The organism is Streptomyces sioyaensis (assembly GCF_004122735.1).
Lineage (GTDB): Bacteria > Actinomycetota > Actinomycetes > Streptomycetales > Streptomycetaceae > Streptomyces > Streptomyces sioyaensis.
In genome coordinates, this window is record NZ_SDIF01000051.1 from 22,693 (window position 1) to 46,064 (window position 23,372).

At 71.5% G+C, this 23,372-nt stretch carries 20 protein-coding genes; 10 read left to right on the forward strand and 10 right to left on the reverse strand.

From position 1 onward, the window contains the following. The first annotated feature begins 9 nt into the window (after positions 1 to 9). The 3 genes from EST54_RS18705 (at position 10) to EST54_RS18715 (ending at position 3,543) form a co-directional block, all read left to right on the forward strand. Positions 10 to 1,374: a cytochrome P450 gene (locus tag EST54_RS18705; protein ID WP_129248787.1), complete on the forward strand. Its 1,365-nt coding sequence runs from the start codon at positions 10 to 12 to the stop codon at positions 1,372 to 1,374. Between the two features lie 101 nt (positions 1,375 to 1,475). Then, the gene (locus EST54_RS18710) at positions 1,476 to 2,732 is read left to right on the forward strand and encodes a cytochrome P450 (protein WP_372448128.1); all 1,257 of its coding nucleotides are present in this window, start codon (positions 1,476 to 1,478) and stop codon (positions 2,730 to 2,732) included. Positions 2,733 to 2,778: 46 nt separating this feature from the next. Continuing rightward, the gene (locus EST54_RS18715) at positions 2,779 to 3,543 is read left to right on the forward strand and encodes an enoyl-CoA hydratase/isomerase family protein (RefSeq protein ID WP_129248788.1); all 765 of its coding nucleotides are present in this window, start codon (positions 2,779 to 2,781) and stop codon (positions 3,541 to 3,543) included. Positions 3,544 to 3,603: 60 nt separating this feature from the next. On the opposite strand, the gene EST54_RS18720 is transcribed toward EST54_RS18715, so the two are convergent. Beyond that, entirely contained in the window at positions 3,604 to 4,143 is a 540-nt protein-coding gene (locus tag EST54_RS18720) for a gamma carbonic anhydrase family protein (RefSeq protein WP_129248789.1), read from the reverse strand. A gap of 143 nt (positions 4,144 to 4,286) precedes the next feature. Here EST54_RS18720 and EST54_RS18725 point away from each other — a divergent pair, with 143 nt between their 5' ends. Next, positions 4,287 to 5,051: an acyltransferase gene (locus EST54_RS18725; protein WP_244942555.1), complete on the forward strand. Its 765-nt coding sequence runs from the start codon at positions 4,287 to 4,289 to the stop codon at positions 5,049 to 5,051. 43 nt (positions 5,052 to 5,094) lie between these two features. Here the strand turns inward: EST54_RS18725 and EST54_RS18730 are convergent, their stop codons facing one another. Continuing rightward, the gene (locus tag EST54_RS18730; RefSeq protein WP_129248791.1) at positions 5,095 to 5,964 is read right to left on the reverse strand and encodes a DMT family transporter; all 870 of its coding nucleotides are present in this window, start codon (positions 5,962 to 5,964) and stop codon (positions 5,095 to 5,097) included. Between the two features lie 107 nt (positions 5,965 to 6,071). On the opposite strand from EST54_RS18730, the gene EST54_RS18735 reads away from it, so the two are divergent. Both EST54_RS18735 and EST54_RS18740 read left to right on the forward strand, forming a co-directional pair. After that, positions 6,072 to 6,644 carry a helix-turn-helix domain-containing protein gene (locus EST54_RS18735; protein ID WP_129248792.1) on the forward strand — a complete coding sequence of 191 codons (573 nt, stop codon included), beginning with the start codon at positions 6,072 to 6,074 and terminating at the stop codon, positions 6,642 to 6,644. A 43-nt stretch (positions 6,645 to 6,687) separates the two neighbouring features. Further along, positions 6,688 to 7,245: a YbaK/EbsC family protein gene (locus EST54_RS18740; RefSeq protein ID WP_129248793.1), complete on the forward strand. Its 558-nt coding sequence runs from the start codon at positions 6,688 to 6,690 to the stop codon at positions 7,243 to 7,245. 135 nt (positions 7,246 to 7,380) lie between these two features. On the opposite strand, the gene EST54_RS18745 is transcribed toward EST54_RS18740, so the two are convergent. Together EST54_RS18745 and EST54_RS18750 are read right to left on the reverse strand one after the other, a co-directional pair. Then, positions 7,381 to 7,788, reverse strand: coding sequence for a CoA-binding protein (locus tag EST54_RS18745; RefSeq protein WP_129248794.1), 408 nt, complete (start codon positions 7,786 to 7,788; stop codon positions 7,381 to 7,383). 176 nt (positions 7,789 to 7,964) lie between these two features. Next, the gene (locus tag EST54_RS18750) at positions 7,965 to 8,747 is read right to left on the reverse strand and encodes a type VII secretion system-associated protein (protein WP_129248795.1); all 783 of its coding nucleotides are present in this window, start codon (positions 8,745 to 8,747) and stop codon (positions 7,965 to 7,967) included. Between the two features lie 262 nt (positions 8,748 to 9,009). Between EST54_RS18750 and EST54_RS18755 the strand changes: the two genes are divergently transcribed. Next, on the forward strand, positions 9,010 to 9,636 hold the full coding sequence (locus tag EST54_RS18755; protein WP_129248796.1) for a YigZ family protein: 627 nt from the start codon (positions 9,010 to 9,012) through the stop codon (positions 9,634 to 9,636). Between the two features lie 137 nt (positions 9,637 to 9,773). On the opposite strand, the gene EST54_RS18760 is transcribed toward EST54_RS18755, so the two are convergent. The 5 genes from EST54_RS18760 to EST54_RS18780 all read right to left on the reverse strand — a co-directional run bounded on the left by EST54_RS18760 (position 9,774) and on the right by EST54_RS18780 (position 16,172). Further along, positions 9,774 to 9,977, reverse strand: a complete 204-nt coding sequence (locus EST54_RS18760; RefSeq protein WP_129248797.1) for an acyl-CoA carboxylase epsilon subunit — start codon at positions 9,975 to 9,977, stop codon at positions 9,774 to 9,776. 29 nt (positions 9,978 to 10,006) lie between these two features. Next, complete coding sequence (locus EST54_RS18765) at positions 10,007 to 11,551, reverse strand: acyl-CoA carboxylase subunit beta (RefSeq protein WP_129248798.1); 1,545 nt, start codon at positions 11,549 to 11,551, stop codon at positions 10,007 to 10,009. Positions 11,552 to 11,730: 179 nt separating this feature from the next. After that, positions 11,731 to 12,489: a thioesterase II family protein gene (locus EST54_RS18770; RefSeq protein ID WP_129248809.1), complete on the reverse strand. Its 759-nt coding sequence runs from the start codon at positions 12,487 to 12,489 to the stop codon at positions 11,731 to 11,733. A 327-nt stretch (positions 12,490 to 12,816) separates the two neighbouring features. Continuing rightward, entirely contained in the window at positions 12,817 to 15,369 is a 2,553-nt protein-coding gene (locus tag EST54_RS18775) for an ABC transporter permease (RefSeq protein WP_129248799.1), read from the reverse strand. Beyond that, on the reverse strand, positions 15,369 to 16,172 hold the full coding sequence (locus EST54_RS18780; RefSeq protein WP_129248800.1) for an ABC transporter ATP-binding protein: 804 nt from the start codon (positions 16,170 to 16,172) through the stop codon (positions 15,369 to 15,371). Before EST54_RS18780 ends, EST54_RS18775 begins: the two co-directional genes overlap by 1 nt. A gap of 372 nt (positions 16,173 to 16,544) precedes the next feature. Here EST54_RS18780 and EST54_RS18785 point away from each other — a divergent pair, with 372 nt between their 5' ends. From EST54_RS18785 to EST54_RS18795, 3 genes are read left to right on the forward strand one after another with little or no spacing between them, the layout of a single operon-like run. Continuing rightward, positions 16,545 to 17,819 (forward strand): sensor histidine kinase, encoded by a 1,275-nt coding sequence (locus EST54_RS18785; protein ID WP_129248801.1) that lies wholly within the window; start codon positions 16,545 to 16,547, stop codon positions 17,817 to 17,819. Next, entirely contained in the window at positions 17,810 to 18,457 is a 648-nt protein-coding gene (locus tag EST54_RS18790; RefSeq protein ID WP_129248802.1) for a response regulator transcription factor, read from the forward strand. The genes EST54_RS18785 and EST54_RS18790 overlap by 10 nt, the downstream gene beginning before the upstream one ends. A gap of 31 nt (positions 18,458 to 18,488) precedes the next feature. Then, the gene (locus tag EST54_RS18795) at positions 18,489 to 20,147 is read left to right on the forward strand and encodes an MFS transporter (RefSeq protein ID WP_129248803.1); all 1,659 of its coding nucleotides are present in this window, start codon (positions 18,489 to 18,491) and stop codon (positions 20,145 to 20,147) included. 155 nt (positions 20,148 to 20,302) lie between these two features. Here EST54_RS18795 and EST54_RS18800 read toward each other — a convergent pair. Next, positions 20,303 to 23,372, reverse strand: a 3,070-nt coding sequence (locus EST54_RS18800) for a type I polyketide synthase (RefSeq protein WP_129248804.1), incomplete at its 5' end; no start/stop codon positions are given.

Consider the following 23,372-nt stretch of genomic DNA (forward strand, 5'->3'; position numbering starts at 1 on the left):
AGCTCAGGCATGCAATCTCACTCGGAATTCCAGACTCCGCCACCCGGCTGCCCCGCGCACGCCGGCGGCGAAAGGGTGCCCCTGCACGGGCCGGAATTCGCCGCCGCGCCGAACGCTTTCTACGAGACGCTGCGGCAGTACGGCCCCAGCGCGCCCGTCGAGCTGGCTCCCGGTGTGGAGGCCGAACTCGTCACGGACTACGCCACAGCGCTCCATGTCCTGCAGAATCCGGACAGCTTCGCGCGGGATCCGCGCCGTTGGCGCGCGCTGAACGAGGGGCGGGTTCCCCTGGACAGTCCGGTGCTGCCGATGATGATGTACCGGCCGAACCCCATGTTCTCGGACGGTGCCACCCATCTGAGGCTCCGCCAGGCCGTGACGGACAGCCTGGCCAGGATTGATATGCACCGGATGAACCGGCATGTCAATCGTGTGGCGGCCTATCTCATCGAGCAGTTCAGCAGCCGCGGCAAGGCCGATCTGGTCACCGACTACGCGCAGTGGCTGCCGCTGCTCGTCTTCAACGACCTCTTCGGCTGCCCGGCCGAGATCGGTGACCGGTTGGTCTTCGGCTTCTCCGGCATCTTCGACGGCGTCGATGCGGAGAAGGCGAACGAGGTCCTCACCGAGTCGCTGTTCGAGCTGGTGGCGCTGAAGCGGACCCACCCCGGGGATGACGTCACCTCCTGGCTGATGCAGCACCAGGCGGGGCTCAGTGACGAGGAGATGATCCATCAGCTGGTGCTTCTCATAGGCGCCGGCGCGGAGCCGATGCAGAACATCATCGCCAGTGCCCTGTGCCTGCTGCTGTCCGACGAGAAGTACTCAGGTGGCCAGCATTCAGCCGGCATGCTCGTCGAGGACGCCATCAATGACGTGCTGTGGAACTCCCCGCCGATAGCCAACTACGCGGTGCACTACCCGGTGCACGACGCCGAGCTCTCCGGCCGCACGCTGCCCGCCGGTGACCCCGTGCTCGTCAGCTTCGCCGCGGCCAACACCGATCCGAACGTCTCGCTGGGCCGTCAGACGCTCAGCAAGCGGGCGCACCTGGCGTGGGGGGCCGGCCCGCACGCCTGCCCGGCGAAGGACCCGGCCATGCTGATCTCGGTCCTGGCCATCGAGAAGCTCCTCAACGTCCTGCCGGACATCGAACTGGCGGTGGCCGAGGAGAGCTTGACGTATCGGCCGGGCCCGTTCCACCGGGCGCTCAACGGGCTTCCGGCCCGCTTCACACCGGTGCGGGACGAGCGTCGGCCGTCCGGTCGCCAGCCCTCCGGTGTTACCACCGGAAATCCCTCGCCGCAGGATAACCAGGGCAAATCCCGGAAGGGTAGCTGGTGGAGTGGATTCCTCAACTGGTGGAGGGTGTGACATCTGCAACATATTCGGGCGGTAATTGTCGAATAAGTGTTCAGGCGCTGGGGTAGGCAGGGGTGTCCCGTTTTATGTGAGCGCCTGAACAAGGAGTAGCTGTGGAGTCCGTCCTGACTTCCCCCGCGGTTGATCGACGGGCCTTGGTTTCGCTTTTTTCTCGTTTGCGCACCTCAAGCGGACAAGCGAATCCATTGCCTTTCTACGCCGAACTCAGATCGATGGGGGATGTGGTCCCAGCGCCGTGGGGCGGGTACCTGATCACCTCGTACGGCCTGTGTGACCAGGTGCTCCGGGATCGGACGTGGCAGGTGCCGGACAGTGAGTGGCGGGCCAGGCAGGGGGCGGCGACGCGTTGGAGCGCACCTTCTTCGCGGGAAATGAGCAGGACCTTGCCTGCGCTCAATGCTCCGCATCACACCCGCGTGCGGCGCTCCTTGGGGAATATGTTCGACCGGACCTGCATGGCCGATATCAAGGAGGCGATCGAGGAATCCGTCGATCGGCTTCTTGACCGGCTCGCCGAGAAATTGCGCGCCGATGGCGAAGCAGATTTCAGTGCGCTGGTCAGCGAAGAGCTCCCCATGAATGCCATAGGCGGCTGGCTGCAATTGCCCTCCGCCGACTACGCGTATTTGCGCGCGCTCGCCCACGACCAGGTATTCACCCAGGAGTTGCTGCCCTCCACGAGTCAGCTCGCGCTGTCCGACGCCGCCACGGGCCAACTACAGGCGTACTTCAGGGAATTGGTGCAGGAGCGCCGCAGGGAGCCCGGGAACGATCCGGTCTCGGGCTGGCTGCGTACCTGGGACGGTCTCGAATCCGACCGGGAGGCGGCCGACGAGGCGGTCTACCTCCTCGCATTGCTGGTCTTCCTGGCCGCACCGGAGACCACCTCCACCATGCTGTCCACCATGGTGTGGCTCCTCCTGGAGCACCCCCGCCAGTTCGGGTGGCTGCGCGCCCATCCCGACCACGTACCGGACGCGGTCGAGGAAGTGCTGCGCTACGACTCCCCGAACCACATCATCAGCCGTGTCGCCCCCGAGAACACCGCGCTCGCCGGCGTGCGCATCGAGAAGGACGAGATGGTGCACCTCATGATCGGTGCCGCCAACCACGACCCGCAGCACCATCTCGATCCCGGTGTGTTCGACATCCGCCGCAAGGCCGCGCACCTCAGCTTCAGCTCCGGCATCCACTACTGCCTGGGCGCGCCGCTGGCGCGTCTGGAGGCAGCGACGCTGCTGACCGCGCTCCTCGGGCGGCTGCCCGGTCTGCGGGTCAGCGGGCCCCCCACGTGGGCGCCGCGGGTGGGGTTCCGCCGCATCACCGAACTGCGTGTGGTCCAGTCTTGACGCAGTTCGGTCGACAGTAGACACAGAAGCGAAGAGTAAAGGCGTTGTGATGGATGATTTCAAGGCGCTCCGTGTCATATCGGAGGGGACCGTCCTCAAGGTCCAGTTGGACAGCCCGGAAACCGGCAACGCCGTCTGCGGAACGCTCCTCGATGAACTCCTCACCGTATTGGGCGCTTTGCAGGACGCGTCCGACGTCCGCGTGCTGATTCTCTCCGGCCAGGGAGCCGACTTCTGTCTGGGCGGTGACCGCCGTGAGTTCGCCGAACTCCTTGCCGCCGACGCCGGGGGAGCGGGGCTCCGGGCGGTGGCGGGTAAGGCGCGCCGGGTCTGCGATGCCCTGGCCAATGTCCAGGCCGTCACCATTGCCAGGCTGCACGGTGGGGTGATCGGAGCGGGGCTGGCGCTGGCGCTCTTCTGCGATCTGCGGGCCGGGGCGGACACCTGCCGCTTCCGGATGCCGGAACTCGCACTCGGCATGCCGCCCGCCTGGGGCGGTGCGCTGCCGCGGCTGCTGCACGAGACGGGCGCCGCGCGGATCCGCGAGCTGATCCTGACCGGTGACAGCTTCGACGCGGCGAAGGCGGCCGAGCTGTCCATCCTCCACAAGGTCGTCGCGGAGGACGAGCTGGACGAGGTCATCCGGCAGTGGACCAAGCCGATGGTCCGCAGGTCACCCGTGGCGCTCCGGACGGCCAAGGTCATGTTGAACGCGTACGCCGGAGCCCACCGCCTCGCGGATGCCACCCTGTTCGACGCGGAACTGATGGCGTCCGTCCTGACGGCCGCCGAGGCCGGCCGAGACCGCTGAACTTCCGGCCGGGACACTGCCCAGAACCGGCCGCACCCCGGCCTCGGTCGCCCGCCCGTATCAGCCGTCGGTGTCCGGCACCGACTCCCGGTGCCGGTCCGCCAGCTCCCCGTACATCGTGGCGTTGACCGTGATGAGTTCGCGCTCCTCGGCGGTCAGCTCCCGCTTGACCTTCGCCGGCACCCCGGCGACCAGGGAGCCGGGCGGCACCCGCATGCCCTGGGGCACCAGCGCCTGCGCGGCGACCAGGGAGCCCGCCCCGATGTGCGCGCCGTTGAGGACCGTCGCGCCCATGCCGATCAGGACGTCGTCCTCGACGGTGCAGCCGTGCAGCACCGCGTTGTGGCCGACCGAGACCCGGGCGCCGACGGTCACCGGGAAGCCGGGATCGACATGGACCGTGCAGTTGTCCTGGATGTTGCTGTCGGCGCCGAGCACGATCGGGCCGCAGTCGGCCCGCAGCACCGCGTGGTACCAGACGCTGGAGCCGGCCGCCATGGAGACCTCGCCGAGCACGACGGACGTCGGGGCGGTGAACGCCGCCTGATCGACCTTCGGCTCCTTGCCGCCCACCGCTGAAATCAAGGCTTGTCCCGTCATTCTTCGCTCTCCTTGCCGTGCCGCGCCGCGCCTCCAGCACCGTAGACGACCGCGGCGGTGCCCGGCGGGGACGGCCACGGGTGGGGCGAAGATCACAGCCCGTCGCGCGGCCGGTATCCCGACGGGCTGAGTACGGTGTGCGGGTGCCGATAAACCAGAACGTGTTCTCATCCGTCGCGGCCTGGCGGCGCCGGGCCGTGTCGCGTGCCGTGCACCGCGGCGCGCGCTGGGTGAGGGAGGCCGCGGCCGTGACCGCCGGGCGCCCCGGTCCGTACCGCTTCCGCCGGATCGGCACCGGCACCCGGCTCGCCTTCCCGCAGGGCACGGTCTTCGGTGACCCGTGGATCGAGCTCGGCGACCACTGCATCATCGCCCAGGACGTGACGCTGACGGCAGGCATGATGCCGGACCTGGATCTCGGCCCGGACCCGATCCTCACGCTGGGCAACGGCGTGGTGCTCGGGAGGGGAAGCCATGTGATCGCCGATGTCCGGCTCACGATCGGCGACGACTGCTTCTTCGGCCCCGGTGTGTACGTCACCACCACCAACCACAGCTATGACGACCCCGAGGTGCCGATCGGCAAGCAGTGGCCGCGCAGCGACCCGGTCACCATCGGCTCCGGCAGCTGGATCGGTACCGGGGCGGTGATCCTGCCCGGCGCGCGGCTGGGCCGGAACGTGGTGGTCGCGGCCGGTGCCGTGGTCCGCGGTGAGGTCCCCGACCATGCGGTGGTCGCCGGCGCACCCGCCAAGATCGTCCGCCGCTGGGACCCCCAGGAGGGCTGGCAGCCGCCGCTGCGCACGCCGGCGCCGGTGCCGATTCCCGAGGGCGTCACCCCCGAGCAGCTGCGCGCGCTGGGCGCCTGGCAGGCGGAGGGAGCCGGGGAGGCGTACGAGGCGTTCTGACCGTTCGTCAGGCGCGCTGGTGCCGCCGCCGTCCCCGCCCCGGTCAGCTGCCGGAGGCGAGCAGCACCGTGCCGACCAGCGCGAGGGAGGCGCCGGCGGTCTGGATGGCCTGCAGCCGCTCCTTGAGGACGCCGAGTGCGGCGAGCGCGGTGACGACGGGGTAGAGGGAGGCCAGCACCGCCGCCATCGTGACCGGTCCGTTCTGGGCGGCGATCGCGTAGGTGCCGTTGGCGGCGACATCGGCGATGCCGATGAAGGCGAGGGCGGGCAGCGCGCCACGCAGGGCGGCCGGTCCGCCGTCGGGCAGCGCCGGGGTGCCGCGCCGCACCGAGGCGTACAGGGCGGCGCCGCCGACGGCGACACTGCACAACCGCTGGACGAACAGGGCCAGGAAGAGCCCGGTCACGGTCGTGGACGCCTCGGAGATCAGCGCCATCACCGCGCCGAAGCCGAGCGCCGAGACCAGCGTCAGCACGATCGTCTGGCGGGCCACCGACGCGCCGCTGATCCGCGGGCCGCCGGCCAGCAGCACCCCGACCACCGCCACCACCATGCCGGTGGCCTGGAGCAGGCCCGGCCGCTCGCCCGCCACGATCCCGACGCCGAGCGGTACCAGCACGGTGCCGATCGAGGCGAGCGGGGAGACCACACCCATCGGGCCGAGCGCGAGGGCACGGTAGAAGCAGAGCATGGCGGCGGGGCCCACGACGCCCGCCCCGACCGCGAACCACAGCTGCGGTCCGGCCTCCCGCCAGCCGCCGGTGGCCACCACGATGGCACCCAGGACGAGGGCGGCCAGGGTCTGCGAGACCACCACGACGGTCAGCGCCTGCAGCCGTCGGGTGAGCAGTCCGCCGCCGAAGTCGGCGAGCCCCCACAGAAGGCTGGTGGCCAGGGCGAAGACCGCTGTCATGGTGAAACCTCGCAGTACAGTGAACCGGACGCTGAAGTACACCACACCGTAGTGCAAAAAATTGAACTGCGGCATCGAATATATTCGCCCCCGACTTGGACGGACCCGTGACGGATCTCGACCAGCTCACGCAGTCGCTCGCCCGCAACCTCAAGCACTGGCGCGCCGAGCGCGGTTTCACCCTCGATGCGCTGGCGGCCCGTGCCGGCGTCAGCCGCGGCATGATCATCCAGATCGAGCAGGCGCGTACGAACCCGAGCGTGGGAACCACCGTCAAGATCGCCGACGCGCTCGGCGTCAGCATCACCACGCTCCTCGACTACGAGCAGGGCCCGCAGGTGCGCATCGTGGCCGCGGGCGAGGCGGTCCGGCTCTGGTCCACCGAGGCCGGCAGCCACACCACGCTCCTGGTGGGTGCCGAGGCGCCCGGCCCGTTCGAACTGTGGGACTGGCGGCTGATGCCCGGCGACCGCAGCGCCTCCGATCCGCACCCGCCCGGCACCGTCGAACTGCTGCAGGTCCGCACCGGCACCCTGACGCTGGTCGTGGACGGTGTGGAGCACCGGGTGCCCGCCGGTTCCGCCGCGACGTTCGAGGCCAAGGTCCCGCACGCGTACCGCAACGACGGCGAGGAACCGATCGAGATGACCATGTCGGTGATCATCCCGCTTGCCCGCTGAGACGGTCCGCCGCCGGGCGGCCGCGACTGTTAGCTTGGCGCCCATGCCCGTGCCGATGGATGCTTTTGACGAGGTCCGACCCGCCGTCGAGTGCCTCGACCTGCTGGTCGGGCCGGTGGCCGCCGCGCTGCGGGACTGGCACGGATCCGTGCCGGTCGAGGAGCTGCGCTACGTCGACACCGACCCGGCCATCGCGGACACCGCCCTGCTCGTCGAGCGCTACGGCCCCTGGCTGCTGGAGCAGTCGGCGAACTGCGTGGTGGTGGCCGGCAAGCGCGGCGGGGAGACCACCCTGGCCGCGTGCGTCGTCCTCTCGCACACCCGCGTCGACGTCAACGGTGTGGTGCGCCGTCAACTGGGCGCCCGCAAGGCGTCGTTCGCACCGATGAACCAGGCGGTCGGCGACAGCGGGATGGAGTACGGCGGGATCACCCCCATCGGCCTGCCCGCCGACTGGCCGCTGCTGGTGGACACCGCCGTCGCCGATGCCCCGTACGCCCTGATCGGCAGCGGCGGTCGCCGCGGCAAGCTCATCGTGCCCGGCAAGGCCCTGGCCGAACTTCCCGGCGCCACGCTCCTGGAGGGGCTGGGCGCGGCCTGACGGGTGTCCGCCGGGCCCCGCTGCTCGCGGCGCTCAAGGTGGGGATGCCGGCGGGGCATCCGGCCGAACAGCTCGTCAGCGAGCGTGATCGCGCCGCGTATCGAGCGGCACAACGCTGCTGCGGAGGGCGGCCCCTCACCCCAACCGGGGCAGCTCGATCGCCGGACAGCGGTCCATCACCATGTCGAGCCCGGAGTCGTGCACGCGGTTCCAGGCCGCCTCGTCGACCACCCCGAGCTGGAACCAGACGGCCTTGGCGCCCAGCGCCACCGCCTCGTCGGCTATGCCACCCGCCAGCTCGCTGTTGACGAAGACGTCGACCACATCGACCGGGAAGGGGATCGCGGCCAGCGAGGGGTATCCCTGCTCGCCATGGACCGTCTCGGCCTTCGGGTGCACCGGCACGATCCGCTTGCCGTAGCGCTGCAGCACCCGTGCGACGCCGTGCGCCGCGCGCTGTTCGTTGGTGGACAGGCCCACGACGGCCCAGGTGTCGCCGAGCTCGGTGAGGATCCTGCGGATCGTGGTGGGGTCGCCGTACACGCGCACTGCCTCCTGCGGATGGAAGGGTCCTGTGCGCTCAACGGACGGCGCCGCCCGGAGATTCCCGTCGCGAGGGCCGCCGGGCCGCGGAACCGCACGGGCGTCCCCGCCCGCCGTACGGCAGACGCCCCGCCCGAAGGGGAAGACGGGCGGGGCGGGTCCTGTGGGTCGGCGGTTCAGTTCGCGCCGCGGGCCACTCCAGTACTGGCCATCCCGGCCCCCACCACGGTGCTGCCGTTCGCCGCACGGGCCGGCTTGCCGATCGCCCGGCCTCCGCTCACCGGCTCGGCCCCGCCGGCCCCCGTTCCCGGGCGGGAGGCCGCGGCCGGCTTTCGCGCCTCGTCCGCCGTGCCGGACGCCCCGGCCAGCGCCGTGCGCAGCTCCTCGGTGTCCACCAGCATGCTCACCGGGCCGGTCGGGTTGAGGTACAGCGCATGCCCCGGCGGCAGCTGCTCGACGAGTGCGGCCACCGGCCGGCGGTCGTAGAGCAGCCGGCCCACCGATTCGAGATAGCTCTGCGAGGTGTAGACCGGGATCACCGGGGTGCCGTCGGGCGAGGCGGCGGCCAGCGGCGAACCGGTCGCGGTGACCAGCACGGAGACCTCCGCGCGCGCCAGCGCCTCGGAGACGTCCTGCCCCGGCCCGTAGCCGGTCGCGGCCAGCTGCACGGCGCTGTCGACCGCGTCGGCCGGCTCCGGCCAGTCCAGCATCTGCGGCGACGGCCGGTACTCCGGGTTGTCCCGCCACTCCTCGATCTCCCCCGTCGGGCCCGAACGCCACTGCCCGATCAGTGCCCACAGGGGCGGTGGTCCCTCTCCCTGCCAGGTCAGGTCCACCATGGCCAACCAGTGATCGGGAGCATTGCGTGCCGCCTCGATGACCTCCGGCGGGGGCTCGGGCATCTCCTCGCCCGTCACGGGAACGCCCGCCGTCATCGCCGACTGTGTGCTTTCTTCCATGCCGCCCTCCGCAAACCCGCCGTTCCTACGTGTACGAGCGGGGCCCCGGAAACACGAGGCTCTCGCACTGGCCTCACAGTGCCCACGGTGCGGCGCGGACGTCTCCCCGACGCACCGTGCGGACGGGGCGGGTACGCCGCCTGGCCGTGCGCTCTGCGCCCGTCCGGCGGACCCGCGCGCCCTTACGGCGGACACCCCAGCGCGGCGCGGGCCGCGGACCGGCCGGTGTCCGCAGGTCACAGCGGCCGCATAGGCTGGTCCGATGCAGGAGCAGTACCGCACGCTCGCGCGCGAGGGCGTCCATGAGATCGAGATCAACAAGTCCCGCTTCCGCTGCGCGCTCGCGCCCGTGGCGACCGAGGCCGAGGCCCAGGACTTCATCGCGCGCATCCGCAAGGAACACCCCACCGCCCGCCACCACTGCTTCGCCTACGTCATGGGCGCCGACGGCAACGTCCAGAAGGCCAGCGACGACGGGGAGCCGGGCGGCACCGCGGGCGTACCGATGCTGCAGATGCTGGTGCGCCGCGAGGTCCGCTATGTGGTCGCCGTCGTCACCCGCTGGTTCGGCGGCGTCAAGCTCGGGGCCGGCGGCCTGATCCGCGCCTACGGAGGCGTCGTCGGCGAGGCGCTGGACGCGCTGGGGACGGTCACCCGGCAGCGCTTCCGGCTGGTGACGGTCACCGTCGACCACCAGCGGGCGGGCCGGGTGGAGAACGATCTGCGCACGACCGGCCGGGCGGTGCGCGAGGTGACGTACGGCGCTGAGGTACGCATCGAGGTCGGGCTGCCGGAGGCGGATCTGGAGGCCTTCCGCGCCTGGCTCGCGGACAGCACCGCCGGCACGGCACGGCTGGAACTCGGCGGCGAGGCGTACGGAGAGGTCTGACGGGGAGGTCTGACGGGGAGGTCTGACGGGCCGGAGCGGGGCCGTGGGCTGCACTGCCGGTGGGCTTGAACTGCCCGTGAGGTCGAGTCCCCGCGCCTTCGCGCCGGTGCGGGTGACCGGGTGTCAGCGCCCGGGTGTCAGCCCTGCCAGCTGTGCGGCGCGCGGAAGCCGGGGGTGCGCTCCAGGCGGCGCCAGCCGGCCGTGGAGCGGCGGCGGGACGGGGCCGGCTCGGGTCGGACCACGGCGCGGGCCATCAGGAGCGCGGTGAGCGCGGCGAGTTCCTCGGGGCCGGCCCGGCCCTTCTCGACCCGCAGCACAGAGGATTCGGCGGGAGCGCTCATGGGGGTGTTCTCCGTCCGTCGGCGCAGGATCACTGCGGGGGATTGCCGTGCTTACGGGCCGGCAGGTCCGCGTGCTTGGTGCGGAGCATCGCGAGCGAGCTGATCAGCACCGCGCGGGTCCCGGCCGGGTCGATGACGTCGTCGATCAGGCCGCGCTCGGCCGCGTAATAGGGGTGCATCAGCTCGGACTTGTACTCCTTGACCATCCGCGCCCGCATCGCCTCCGGGTCGCCGGCCGCGGCGATCTGCTTGCGGAAGATGACGTTGGCGGCGCCCTCGGCGCCCATCACCGCGATCTCGTTGGTGGGCCAGGCGTAGGTCAGGTCGGCGCCGATGGACTGCGAGTCCATGACGATGTAGGCGCCGCCGTAGGCCTTGCGCAGCACGATCGAGATGCGCGGGACGGTGGCGTTGCAGTAGGCGTACAGCAGCTTGGCGCCGTGCCGGATGATGCCGCCGTGCTCCTGGTCGACGCCGGGCAGGAACCCGGGCACGTCCAGGAGGGTGACGATCGGGATGTTGAAGGCGTCGCAGAGCTGGACGAAGCGGGCGGCCTTCTCGGACGCCTCGATGTCCAGCACTCCGGCCAGAAACTGCGGTTGGTTGGCGACGATGCCGACGACCTGGCCGTCCAGCCGCGCCAAGGTGCACATGATGTTGCGGGCCCAGCGCTCGTGCACCTCCATGTGGTCGCCGTCGTCGACGAGTTCCTCGATGACCTTGCGCATGTCGTACGGGCGGTTGCCGTCGGCCGGGACCAGGCCGAGCAGTGCGGCACCGGAGCGGTCGGCGGGGTCCGCGCAGGGCAGCGACGGTGGATTCTCGCGGTTGTTGGAGGGGAGCATCGAGAGCAGGTAACGGACCTCGGAGAGACAGGTCTCCTCGTCGTCGTAGGCGAAGTGCGCCACGCCCGAGGTCCCGGCGTGCACATCGGCGCCGCCGAGGCCGTTCTGGGTGATCTCCTCGCCGGTCACCGCGCGCACCACGTCGGGGCCGGTGATGAACATCTGCGAGGTGTCACGGACCATGAAGACGAAATCGGTGAGCGCGGGGGAGTACGCGGCGCCGCCCGCACACGGGCCGAGCATCACGCTGATCTGCGGGATCACCCCCGAGGCACGGGTGTTGCGCTGGAAGATGCCGCCGTAGCCGGCCAGCGCGGAGACGCCCTCCTGGATACGGGCGCCCGCGCCGTCGTTCAGCGACACCAGCGGGGCTCCGGCCGCGAGGGCCAGGTCCATGATTTTGTGGATCTTGGTGGCGTGGGCCTCGCCCAGCGCGCCGCCGAAGATCCGGAAGTCGTGTGCGTAGACGAAGACGGTGCGGCCGTCCACCGTGCCCCAGCCGGTGACCACCCCGTCCGTGTACGGCCGGTTGGCCTCCAGCCCGAAACCGGTCGCCCGGTGCCGCCGCAGCTGTTCCACCTCGGTGAACGAGCCCGGGTCCAGCAGCAGTTCGATCCGCTCCCGCGCCGTCAGCTTGCCCTTGGCGTGCTGCGCCTCGGTCGCACGCGCACTCGGCCCACGCGCCGCCTGCTCACGAAGGGCGGACAGTTCGGCGAGACGCTCGGTCATTTCGCATCCTTCCGACGCGGACGGTGGGTTGGCTCATGGCACGCTCCGGCCCGGATTCCTGATGGCGCGCCGTCAACATGTCGCGTCATGTCATGGCGCGACATGACACCTCTCAGGCCACCCCCCCTCGGCACCCCCGCGAGGGGTCCAGGCGGTACGGGCTCGTCCGGACGGCGGCGTCAGCCGACCAGGGATCCGATGTGGTCCCGGATCGCCGAAATGACGGCCGGAGCCTGCGAGTTGAGGTAGAAGTGGCCGCCCGGGAAGGTCCGCAACGCGAACGCGGCTGTGGTGTGTGCGGCCCAGTCGTGGGTCTCCTCGACCGTGGCCATCGGGTCGCGGTCCCCCAGCAGCGCGAGGACCGGGCAGGGCAGGGGCGGTCCCGGCCGGTGGCGGTAGGTCTCCACGGCCTGGTAGTCGGCACGGATGACCGGCAGGAACAGGTCCCGGAGTTCGGGGTCCTGGAACACCCGCAGATCGCTGCCGCCGAGCAGCTCCATCTCGGCCACGACCCCCTGGTCGTCCCGCAGATGGACGTTCTCCTCCCGGACCCTGGTCGGTGCGCGACGGCCGGAGACGACGACGGAGAGCGGTGCGGCCCCGTCGTCCGTGAGCCGCCGGGCCACCTCGAAGGCGACCATGGCGCCCATGCTGTGCCCGAACAGGGTCAACGGGCGGTCGGCCCACGGCCGCAACGCCTCCGTGGCCCGCTGCGCCAGCGCCTCGATCGAGTGCAGCAACGGCTCGGTCCGGCGCTCCTGACGGCCCGGGTACTGGATCGCGAGCACCTCGACCGCGGGCGAGAGCGCGGCGGAGACACCGTGGAAGTAGCTCGCCGAACCGCCCGCGTACGGAAAGCAGGCGAGCCGGGTCTTGGCGTCCGGAGCCGGGTGGAACCGCTGGATCCACCTGCTCTTCTCCTGATCGCCGCTGCTCAACTCACTCAACTCGGGTGCCCCCTGTGACGATTGTGGTCTGCCCGTGAAGGCTCCCACCGGGGCCCGGACCCGGCCAACCCCGGCTGACCCCTAGCCACCCCCACCCGCACCGGGCCGGCGGACGGCGTGGTGGCGGTCCGGCATAGGGGTCGAGGGCCGCCCGCCCCCTATCGGACGACAAAGGGGTCCCACCGCTCCGGAGAGCGGTGGGACCCCTGGTCCGGAGCCCAACGGGGGGTGGGCTCCCGACTCTTCACAGTGGCTTGTGTGCCGTGCTCGTCCGGCGGCGGCCCGTCCTGCGCCGGCCGCCGGTCACGGCACCTGCCCTCAGGCGGCCGCGGTGGCCGCCTCCACCGGGCGGAACCTGGTGGCCCGCCAGGTCGGTACGAGTGTCGCCGCGAAGGTGATGATCACCGCGCCGGCCACGACCGCGAGGTAGATCCACACCGGTACGGTCGGCACGACCCGGCCCAGCTTGGCGACGCTGTAGGGAAACAGGGTGACCGCGGAGGCGACCGATCCCAGGACGACGCCGACGACCAGGGTCAGCACGCTCTCCATGCTCATCATGGTCATGATCTGCCGTCGGGTGAATCCGGTCAGCTGCTGGAGACCGAATTCCCGGCGGCGCCGGCCGGTGGCCGCGATCAGGGTGTTCACCACGGAGATCGCGGTGTATCCGACGATCATCCCGACCACCAGGTAGTTGATGGTGGCCAGTTGCTGCTGGCCCGCCGTGCGGTCGGCGGTGAGCGCGGCGCTGCCGGACACCTCGACCCCCGGCTGGTCCTTGACCAGCGCGGACAGCGCCTGGGTCAGCTTGCCGGGATCGGCTCCCGGAGCGCGGCGCACCACGATCTGCCCGGCCGCTCCGTCGGTGGTGTGGGCGGCCAGCAGCTCGGCGGGCAGCAGCAGCGACGCCGCCACACCCTCCGGCCGGTAGGTGGCGACCACCTTCACCGTGGCCGACGTGCCGTCGCCGAGTCGCAGCGTGAGGCTGTCCCCGATGCCGCGCCCCAGCGCCGCGGCGTGGTCGACGGGCAGTGCGACGCTGTTCCCACGGAGCCCGGCGAGTGAGCCCTCGGCGGCCCGCACCGAGAGGTTCCGGTCCCCGGTGACGCCCTGCAGGGTCCAGCCGTCGCCGGTCTGCGTGGTGTCCTCGGGGCTCTGCACGAAACCGGTGCTCGTCACGTAGTCCGAGGCCGCGGCGACGCCCGGGGTGTGCCGGACCCGGTCGAGCGTGCCGGGGGCGAGCCCGCCGGCCGTGGCCGTCAGGACGTCGTCCGCCCGCAGGATCCCGGTGTGCGCCGTGCGGTTCGAGGCGTCCTCGATCTGCTGCATGTACAGCGTGCCGGTGGCGATGCCGGTCAGCAGGATGATCGGCGTGATGGTGGCGGCCATCCGGACCGTGTGCGCCCGGGAGTTGAGCACCGCGATCCGGCCCGCCAGTCCCGACACGGCACCGAGCGGTCCCTTGAGCAGGGCGACGATGGCCCTGGTGAAGCCGGGGGCGAGCAGGGCCAGGCCGATCGCCCACAGGATGCAGGCCGGTCCCGCGGTGCTGGCCGTCAGATCGCCGGTCATCGTCGTCATGGTCATCACGGCCATCGCGGCGCCGCCGACCAGGAAGAGGACGGACAGCCAGATCCGGGTCCGGGTCAGCCAGTTCCCCTCGATCGCGCTGTCCGCCAGCGCCTCGGTGGCCCGGGTCTTGGCGATCTTCCGGGCGGTGAGGTACGCGGCGCCCACGCCGGCCAGCAGCGAGGCAGCCACCGCCACCACGGCCGGCACGATGCCCAGCCGGAACTCGACCGCTTGGGAGACCATCCCGGCGGAGACCAGCTTGTCGAAGAGGAACCGGCTGAGCAGCGCTCCGGGCAGGCAGCCCAGGACCGACGCCACGATCGAGACGGTCAGCGTCTCGCCCAGGATCATGCGGCGCAGCTGTCGCGGGGTGGTGCCGATCGCCTTCATCAGAGCCATCTCGCGGTGCCGCTGCGAAATGGTCAGCCCCAGCGTCGACGACGCTCCGAACATGGCCACCAGGATGGCCCAGCCGCCGAAGATGGCGGACAGCATGATGAGGTTCTTCTGGCTGGTCGCGGCCTGTGGGAACTCGGCGAGCCCGCGGTTGTCGCCGGCCAGGGTCACTGCCGCCCGGCCGTCCAGCGCCTGCTCGATCCGGCTGCCCAGCTCACCGGCGTCGGTGCCGGGCTTCGGCAGCACACCGATCGCGTCCACGGTGCCGGACCGGCCACTCAGCGCGGCGGCCCGGGCGTCGGTGAAGAACACCGCGGGCTGCGCGGCCGTACGGCCACCGGCCTGCTGGACCAGACCGGTCAGCCGGAACGTCGTCAGTCGGCCGTGAGCCACCAGACGGACGTCGGTACCGACGGTGGCGCCGGCCTGCCGGGCCAGCTCCGTGTCCAGCACCACGTCTCCGGCAGCCCCCGGTGCGGTGCCCGAGGTGAGGGTGTACGGGGCCAGCTGCGCCGAGCCCCAGCCGTGGCCGAGCGGACGGTGTTCGGTGCGGGTGGCGGTGTCCGACAGGTCGGTCACCGGACGGCCGTCCCGTACGACGGAAACCGGGAAGGACACGTCGGGCACGGCCTTCGCGACTCCTGGGACGGCGGCGACGGTGGCCACCCGGCCGGCGTCGAGCCGGACCCGCTCGGCCAGTTGCGAGGACTCGTAGGTCTGGTCGCCGGTCACCACCAGCGGAGCCGCGGCCAGCCGCTGGGGCGGCACCGCGTCGCGGACGCCGCTCTCCATCAGCCCGCCGCACGCCATGATGAGTGCCGCGCCGAAGAACATGGCGATGAAGGTGGCCACGAATCCGCCCTTGCGGAAACGCAGGGTGCGCAGAGCGAGGGACAGCATCAGTACGTGCCCCCCGTCGAGGTCCGCATCTGCCGGCCGCCGGCGGCCGGCTGCTCGTCCGCCCAGGCGCCCAGGTGGGTCATCCGCTCGGCGACCACCTCGGCGGTCGGGTGGTAGATGTCGCCCACGAACCGGCCGTCGGCGAGGAACACCACCCGGTCCGCGTACGAGGCCGCCACCGGATCGTGGGTGACCATCACGATGGTCTGTCCCAGCGACTGCACGGACTCCTGCATCAGCCGCAGGACCTCACGGGCGGTACGGGTGTCCAGCGCGCCGGTGGGCTCGTCGGCGAACACCACCGCGGGCCCGGTGACCAGGGCACGGGCGATTGCCACCCGCTGCTGCTGGCCGCCGGACAGCTCGGCGGGGCGGTGTCCGGTCCGTTCGCCGAGCCCGACCCGCTGGATCACCTCGGTGACCCGCGCGCGGTTCGGCCGGCGGCCGGCGAGCTTCAGCGGAAGCGTGATGTTCTGCAGCACCGTCAGGGCGGGCAGCAGATTGAACGACTGGAAGATGAAGCCGATGCGCTCGCGCCGCATCTTGGTCAGCGTGGTCTCGTCGTAGCCGCTGAGGTCCTCGCCGTCCAGCAGAACCGTGCCGGAGGTCGGCCGGTCGAGCCCCGCAGCGCAGTGCAGAAAGGTGCTCTTGCCCGAACCCGAGGGCCCCATCACGGCGGTGAAGCTGCCGCGCTCGAAGGTCAGAGTGACGCCGTCGAGTGCGGTCACGGAGTTGGCGCCCTCGCCGTAGACCTTGCGAACCGCGTTCAACCGGACTGTGTCGGCGACTGCGATGGTGTCCATTCAAAGCTCCCTGTACCTGTCGCGTGGGAGACGCGATCACGTCCTCAACGCTACGGACGGCGGGCGCCGCGGCCGATGGGTCTACGACCCCAAGGGGGGTGGAGAAAACTCCACCCCTCCCCGGGGTCCTGCCCCACTGCTCCCGCCCCGGCCCACCCGCGATCCTTGAAGGACCGTGACACCGGGCACGGCGGCGCGCGAACGCCCGGTCGCCCGCCCGCACGTGCTGCATGATGAGGCTCGCGGGGGCGGTGCGCTTCCGGGCCACAGGAGGTTGGACCAGGTGGACAAGGCGAGGACCGCAGGGTTACCGGCACCGTTCCGCGGAACGGACACGGCCGGCCCGGTCGGACGGCGGGCGGTGGCGGCCCAGTGGTGAGGAAACACGGTTCCGGCGACAGCGGCGCGGTCAACCGGCTGCGCTGGTGCGCACGGGGCGTGCTGGTCGCCGTACTCTCCCAGGTCGGCAGCGTCGCCCTGTTCACCGCCACGGTCATCGCACTGGCCGCACTGATCGTCGGCGTGGGCGTCTTCCTCCTGCCGGTGGTCATGGTCGCGGTCCGCGGACTGGCCACCTTCCACCGCCGGACGGCCGGCGAATGGACCGGCGACCCCATCGACATCCCCTACCGGCACACCGCCGCGGCCGCCCCCCACGACGGCGCCCGCTCCTTCGGACAGTGCAGGCAGCTGCTGTCCGACCCGGCCACCTGGCGGGACGTCCTGTGGATGCTGCTCGACGCGCCGGTCGGCCTGGTCCTGGGCCTGCTGCCCGCCTCGCTGGTCGCCTACGGCCTGAACGGCATGCTCGTCACCCCGTTCCTCTGGGAAAGCATGGGCCCGCACTGGGGCTTCGGAGCGATCTGGCCCATCACGGACCAGACCGACGCCTACCTCGCCATCCCCCAGGGGGTGCTGCTGGTGGCCCTGGGACTGCTCTGCGCCCGCCCGCTGCTCCGGCTGCACACCCGCTTCAACCGGCTGCTGCTGGCACCCACCCGCAGCGCCCGGCTCGCCCTGCGGGTGGAGCGGCTGACCGAGACCCGCTCGGAGACGGTGCAGTCCCAGGCCGCCGAACTCCGCCGGATCGAACGGGACCTGCACGACGGTGCGCAGGCCCGCCTGGTCTCCCTCGGCATGAGCCTCGGGCTCGCCGACACCCTCGTGGAGCAGGACCCCGTCATGGTGCGCAAACTCCTGGCCGACGCCATGGAGTCCAGCAGCCAGGCCCTGACCGAACTACGGGACCTGGTACGCGGCATCCATCCGCCGGTGCTCGCCGAGCGCGGACTGGACGGCGCGGTACGGGCGCTGGCGATGGGCCTGGCGATGCCCGTCGAAGTGAGCATCGAACTGCCCTCCCGGCCCCAGCCGCCGGTCGAGTCGGCCGCGTACTTCGTGATCGCCGAGACCCTCGCCAACGTCACCAAGCACAGCGGCGCCAACCGGGCGAGCCTGCGCCTGTGGCACGCGGACGGCGCGCTCCGGGCGCAGGTCGGTGACAACGGCCGCGGCGGCGCGGACCCGGAGGGCGGCAGCGGTCTGCGCGGCCTGCAACGCCGGCTCGCGGCCTTCGACGGAACACTGGACATCAGCAGTCCGCCCGGCGGACCGACCCTGGTGACGATGGAGCTGCCGTGCGAGTAGTGATCGCCGAGGACCTGGCCCTGCTGAGAGAGGGCCTCGTACAACTGCTGACGGCACACGACTTCGAGGTGATCGAAGCGGTGGACAACGGGCCGGCGATGCTGCGGGCCCTGCTCACCCACCGGCCGGACGTGGCCATCGTCGACGTGCGGTTGCCCCCGACGTTCACCGACGAGGGACTCCAGGCCGCGGTCAAGGCCCGCACCGAGGTACCGGGGCTGCCCATTCTGGTGCTGTCCCAGCACGTCGAGCAGATGTACGCGCGCGAGCTGCTGTCCGACCAGAACGGCGGCGTGGGCTATCTGCTCAAGGACCGGGTCTTCGACGTACGCCGCTTCGTCGACATGGTCCGGCAGGTGGCCGCCGGCGGAACCGTCATGGACCCCAAGGTGGTGTCGGAACTGATGATCAAGCACGAGACCGGGCCCGGCCCGCTGCACGCCCTGACCGCGCGGGAACGCGAGGTACTCGGACTGATGGCCGAAGGACGGTCCAACGCGGCCGTCGCGGCCAAGCTGTTCGTCTCCGAGAAGGCGGTCAGTAAACACACCAACAGCATCTTCACCAAGCTGGGGCTCGCGGCCTCCGGCGACGACAACCGGCGCGTACTGGCAGTACTCGCCTACCTCAACTCGTAGGCGGAGCACGACGGACAGGAGCGTTCACACCATGCGCCACACCGGCACAGCGCCGATACCGCCGACCCGGAAGGCCGGGCGGAAGCAGTGGACCGGACTCGCCGTTCTCGTCCTTCCCGTCCTGCTGGTCTCCCTCGACATGCAGGTGCTGTCCTACGCACTGCCCTTCATCAGCGGCGAGCTGGGCCCGAGCAGCGCCCAGCTCCTCTGGATCGTCGACATCTACCCGTTCGTCCTGGCCGGGCTGCTGCTGACGATGGGGTCCCTGGGGGACCGGATCGGCCGCAGACGTCTGCTGATGGCCGGCGCCGTCGTCTTCGGCCTGGCCTCGGTGGCGGCCTCGCTGGCCACCGACCCCGCCCTCCTCATCTTCACCAGGGCCCTGCTGGGCCTTGGCGGCGCTACCCTGATGCCGTCCACCCTGTCCCTGATCCGCAACATGTTCAGCGACGACGGACAACGCCGGACCGCCATCGCCGTGTGGACCGGCGCGTTCGCCGGCGGAGCCGTGCTCGGCCCCCTCCTCGGCGGCGTCTTGCTGGAACACTTCTGGTGGGGCTCGGTCTTCCTGGTCAACCTGCCGGTCATGGTGCTCCTGCTGTTTCTCGCGCCGGCCCTGCTGCCGGAGTCCAGAGCCGAACAGCCGGGCAGATTCGACCTGTTCAGCGCCGCGCTGTCGCTGGCCGCGGTACTGCCGGCCGTATACGGCATCCAGAAGACCGCCGAGGACGGATTGCGCGCCGCACCGGGCGCCGCCTTCGTCGCGGGGCTCGCCATCGGCTGGTATTTCCTGCGCCGCCAGCGCCGGCTGGCCGCACCCATGCTCGACGTCACGCTCTTCCACGACCGGGCGTTCAGCGCATCCATTGCCACCAGCGTCCTGGCGATCTTCTCGCTCGTCGGATCGGGCCTCTTCACCACCCAGTACCTGCAAATGGTGCTGGGCTTCGGCCCGTTACGCGCCGGTCTGTGGGCACTGCCCGCCGCGGGCGCCGCCCTGATCAGCTCGGCACTGGTCCCGCTGCTGGTGCGGCTGGTACGTCCCGCGGTGGTGGTGACCGGGGGTCTGGTCGTCGCCGCCGCCGGATACGCCGTGCTCTCCCAGCTCCACCCGGGCTCGGGCGTCGCGGTGCTCGTCACCGGCACCGTGATCATGGCCGGTGGCATCACCCTGGTCATGACCACCACCTCCGACCTGGTCATCGCCACCGCCCCGGCGGACCGGGCCGGCTCGGTCTCCGGACTGTCCCAGACCGCCACGGAGTTCGGCGGCGCCTTCGGCATCGCCGTCCTCGGCAGCATCGGCACCGCCGTGTACCGCCACGACGTGGCACAACAGGTGCCGGGCAACCTTCCGCACAGCGCGGTGAGCGCGGCACAAGACACGCTGGGCGGCGCGGTGCAGGCCGCCCACCAGCTGTCCTCCGGCGCCGGCGAAGAGCTGCTCACCGTCGCGCGGGACGCCTTCGCGCACGGACTACGCGTCGCCTCCTGGACCACCGCCGGCCTGCTCCTCGCGATGGCCACGCTCTCCTTGATCCTGCTGCGCCACACCCGGACCCCGCTGCCCGACGAGGCGGCCGCCACGGGCGAGAACGGGACGCCCGCGACGGTCCCTGGGCCGGCTTCGCCCGCATCGCCAGCGTCGTCCGCGTCGTCCGGACCGGGCGCCCCGCATCCGTCGGACTGAACCGACAGCCCTGCTGCCGGGCCCCTTGGGGACGGCGCCGGCAGCCACAGCCGACGAGGGCCGGCCCCACAGCCGACGAGGGCCGGCCACCGCTGACACCCGGTGGCCGGCCCTCGCCGTACTCCTCTCCCTCTCTCTCCCTCTCCCGCTCCCTCTCAGTCGGCGTCCAGCTCGCCGTCGAGGATGTCCATCAGCTCATCGGCGGACACCGACTCCAGCTCCGCCCGGTCGTCCTCCAGCGTGTGCGCGCTGTCCGGGCGGAACGCCTCGCCCCACTGCGCCGCCAGCGCCCGCAGCCGTGCCGAGACCCGAGCGTGCTCGGCCGCGTCCGGCGTGGCACCGCTCATCGCGGCCTCCAGGCCGGCGAGCTCCGCCTCCAGCGACGGACCCGCGGTGACGTCCTCGTCGACGAGTTCGGCGCGCAGATGGCGGGCCGCGGCCAGCGGAGTCGGATGGTCGTAGATCAGCGTGGACGGCAGCCGAAGCCCGCTGGCACGCCCCAGCCGGTTGCGCAGCTCCAGCGCCGTCAGCGAGTCGAAACCCAGCTCGACGAAGCCACGCAGCGGATCGACGGTCTCCCCCCGGGCATGCCCGAGCACCTCGGCCGTGTGACGGCGCACCAGGTGCAGCAGCGTGCGTTCCTGCTCCTTCGCCGACATCGCCGCCAATTGCCTCACCAGCAGGTCCGCCGGTGATTCCGCACCGGCCGACCCCGAGCCGCTGTCCAGCACCCGGCGGGACGGCGTCCGCACCAGAGCCCGCACCATCGCCGGGACGCCGTCGGCGCCGCTCCCGGCCCGCATACGGGCGGCGTCCAGCGCCATCGGCAGCAGTACCGCCGGCCGGCCCGGCCCAGTGGTTCCGGCCGGCTCGCCGGGCTCCGGCCGAGCGAGGGCGGCGTCGAACAGGGCCAGGCCCTCTTCCGGCGAGAGCGCCCGCATACCGGAGCGCGTCATCCGCCGCAGATCGGCTCGGGCGAGCTGGTCACCCATTCCGTACTCCGCGTGCCACAGACCCCAGGCCAGCGACAATCCGGGGAGCCCCTGGGCCCGACGGTGCTGGGCCAGCGCGTCAAGGAAGACGTTCGCCGCCGCATAGTTGGCCTGACCGGCCGCGCCGAGCGTGCCCGCCGCGGAGGAGAACAGCACGAACGCCGACAGCTCGGCATCCGCCGTCAGCCGGTGCAGGTTGAGCGCCGCGTCCACCTTGGGACGCAGCACCGACTCGAACCGCTCGGGAGTCAGCGAGGCCAGCGTCGCGTCGTCCAGCACACCGGCGGCGTGGATGACACCGGTCAGCGGATGCGCGACCGGAATCCGTGCGAGAGCCGCAGCCAGCTCGCCCTCATCCGACGCGTCGCAGGCCACGACATCGACGCTCGCACCCAACTCGGCCAGCTGGGCGACGAGTTTGCCGGCGCCCTCGGCGTCCGGACCGCGGCGACTGAGCAACAGCAGATGGCGCACTCCGTGGGCCGTCACCAGATGCCGGGCGAGCACGCTGCCGAGTCCGCCGGTGCCCCCGGTGACCAACACCGTTCCCGTGCCGTCGAGTTGACGTACGCCCTGGTCGGGGTCAGCGCCGACGCCGACCGCCGCGGCCCGTACGAGCCGGGGAACGAACGCCGAGCCGCCACGGAGGGCGACCTCCGGCTCTCCGCTCGCCACCACAGCCGCCAGCGCCTCCTGCGACTCCGGCGCCCCGTCCACGTCCACCAGCGCCACCCGGCCCGGATGCTCCTCACGCACCGCGCGCACCAAGCCCCACACCGCCGAGCCCGCCAGGTCGCGCACGTCCTCCGGCAGCTCGCCGGGACGGGCGACCGCGACGGCCCCCCGCGTGACGATGACGATCCGCGACGCGGCGAACCGCTCGTCCGCCAGCCAGCGCTGGAGCAGCGCCAGCACCCGCCCGGTAGCGGCCCGTACCGCCGTGGCGAGCTCCAAGGACGCACCGCCCGGGGTGGCCGCCCCATCGTCGCAGTGGACCACCACCTCGGCCGGAACCGTGTCCGGCAGCAGCGCCTCTGCACTGTCCACCCACTCGGCCGCTCCGGCACTACTGCTGGCCGGCCGGACGGCAAGGACCTCCGCACTTCCGTCAGCCGTCATCGACCGGTCCCAGGGCAGCCAGTCCACGGCGTACAGCGGCTGGTGGCCGCCTTCGGGGGCCCGGAGCAGGCTCAACTGCTCCGCATCGACCGGACGCAGGACCAGGGACCGCACCGAGGCCACCGGCTCGCCCTGCGCATCGGCCGCGACGACGGACAGCGTGTTCTCGGCCGTACGGGTGATCCGCACGCGCAGTCGGGTAGCACCGGACGCATACAGCGCCACGCCCTGCCACGCGAAGGGCAGCAGCATGCCCGACCCCCCGCTCCCGGCGCCCGGAGCGGTCGCCGCGTCCCCACCGCTCAGATCAGCGGCGTGCAGGGCGGCATCGAAAAGGGCGGGATGAAGCCCGAACGCGCCGACGTCCCCATGAGCCTCCTCGGGCAGCACGACCTCGGCGTAGACGTCCTTGCCGCGCTGCCAGGCGGCCTGGAGGCCCTGGAAGACCGGGCCGTAGTGGTAGTCCTGCGCCGCGAGCTCCTCGTAGAGGTCGTGCACCGGCACGGGCCGGGCTTCGGCGGGCGGCCAGATGGCAAGCTCGGAATCGGCCTCATGCAGGGTGAGTCGAGGGGAGAGGACGCCTTGGGCGTGCTCCGTCCAGGGAGGCTGGTCGGTGTGGGCGTCGCTGGAATGGGGACGCGAGTGGATCGTGACGGTGCGTCGATCAGCTGCGTCGGGTGCGCCGACCGTGACCTGTAGCTGCAAAGCCTGCTGCTCCGAGGGCAGCACGACCGGTGCTTGGAGGGTGAGTTCTTCGAGGTGGGGGGTGCCGGTGTGGTCACCGGCATGGAGGGCGAGTTCGACGAGCGCCGTACCCGGGACGAGCACGCTGTCGCTGATCGCATGGTCGGCGAGCCAGGGATGCGTCTGGAGCGAGACACGACCGGTGAGGATGGTTTCGCCCGAGCCGGCACGGTGAAGTACGGCGCCGAGCAGCGGATGGTCCGCGGGAGCCTGGCCCAGGATGGCGACATTGCCGGTGTCGGGTGCGGCTTCGAGCCAGTAGCGCCGGCGTTGGAAGGGGTAGGTGGGGAGGGCGATGGGTTGGGTGGGGGTTGTTGTGGTGTGGAGGGTGGTCCAGTCGACTGGGTGTCCGTTGGTCCAGAGGCGGGCG

What these genes read in the sequence shown, in the direction of transcription:
- EST54_RS18780 (WP_129248800.1), bottom strand. Translation starts at nt 16,172, where the DNA reads ATGGACACCATCGCAGTCGCCGACACAGTCCGGTTGAACGCGGTTCGC.
- EST54_RS18775 (WP_129248799.1), bottom strand. Translation starts at nt 15,369, where the DNA reads ATGCTGTCCCTCGCTCTGCGCACCCTGCGTTTCCGCAAGGGCGGATTC.
- EST54_RS18795 (WP_129248803.1), top strand. Translation starts at nt 18,489, where the DNA reads ATGCGCCACACCGGCACAGCGCCGATACCGCCGACCCGGAAGGCCGGG.
- EST54_RS18760 (WP_129248797.1), bottom strand. Translation starts at nt 9,977, where the DNA reads ATGAGCGCTCCCGCCGAATCCTCTGTGCTGCGGGTCGAGAAGGGCCGG.
- EST54_RS18750 (WP_129248795.1), bottom strand. Translation starts at nt 8,747, where the DNA reads ATGGAAGAAAGCACACAGTCGGCGATGACGGCGGGCGTTCCCGTGACG.
- EST54_RS18765 (WP_129248798.1), bottom strand. Translation starts at nt 11,551, where the DNA reads ATGACCGAGCGTCTCGCCGAACTGTCCGCCCTTCGTGAGCAGGCGGCG.
- EST54_RS18740 (WP_129248793.1), top strand. Translation starts at nt 6,688, where the DNA reads ATGCCCGTGCCGATGGATGCTTTTGACGAGGTCCGACCCGCCGTCGAG.
- EST54_RS18720 (WP_129248789.1), bottom strand. Translation starts at nt 4,143, where the DNA reads ATGACGGGACAAGCCTTGATTTCAGCGGTGGGCGGCAAGGAGCCGAAG.
- EST54_RS18705 (WP_129248787.1), top strand. Translation starts at nt 10, where the DNA reads ATGCAATCTCACTCGGAATTCCAGACTCCGCCACCCGGCTGCCCCGCG.
- EST54_RS18730 (WP_129248791.1), bottom strand. Translation starts at nt 5,964, where the DNA reads ATGACAGCGGTCTTCGCCCTGGCCACCAGCCTTCTGTGGGGGCTCGCC.
- EST54_RS18755 (WP_129248796.1), top strand. Translation starts at nt 9,010, where the DNA reads ATGCAGGAGCAGTACCGCACGCTCGCGCGCGAGGGCGTCCATGAGATC.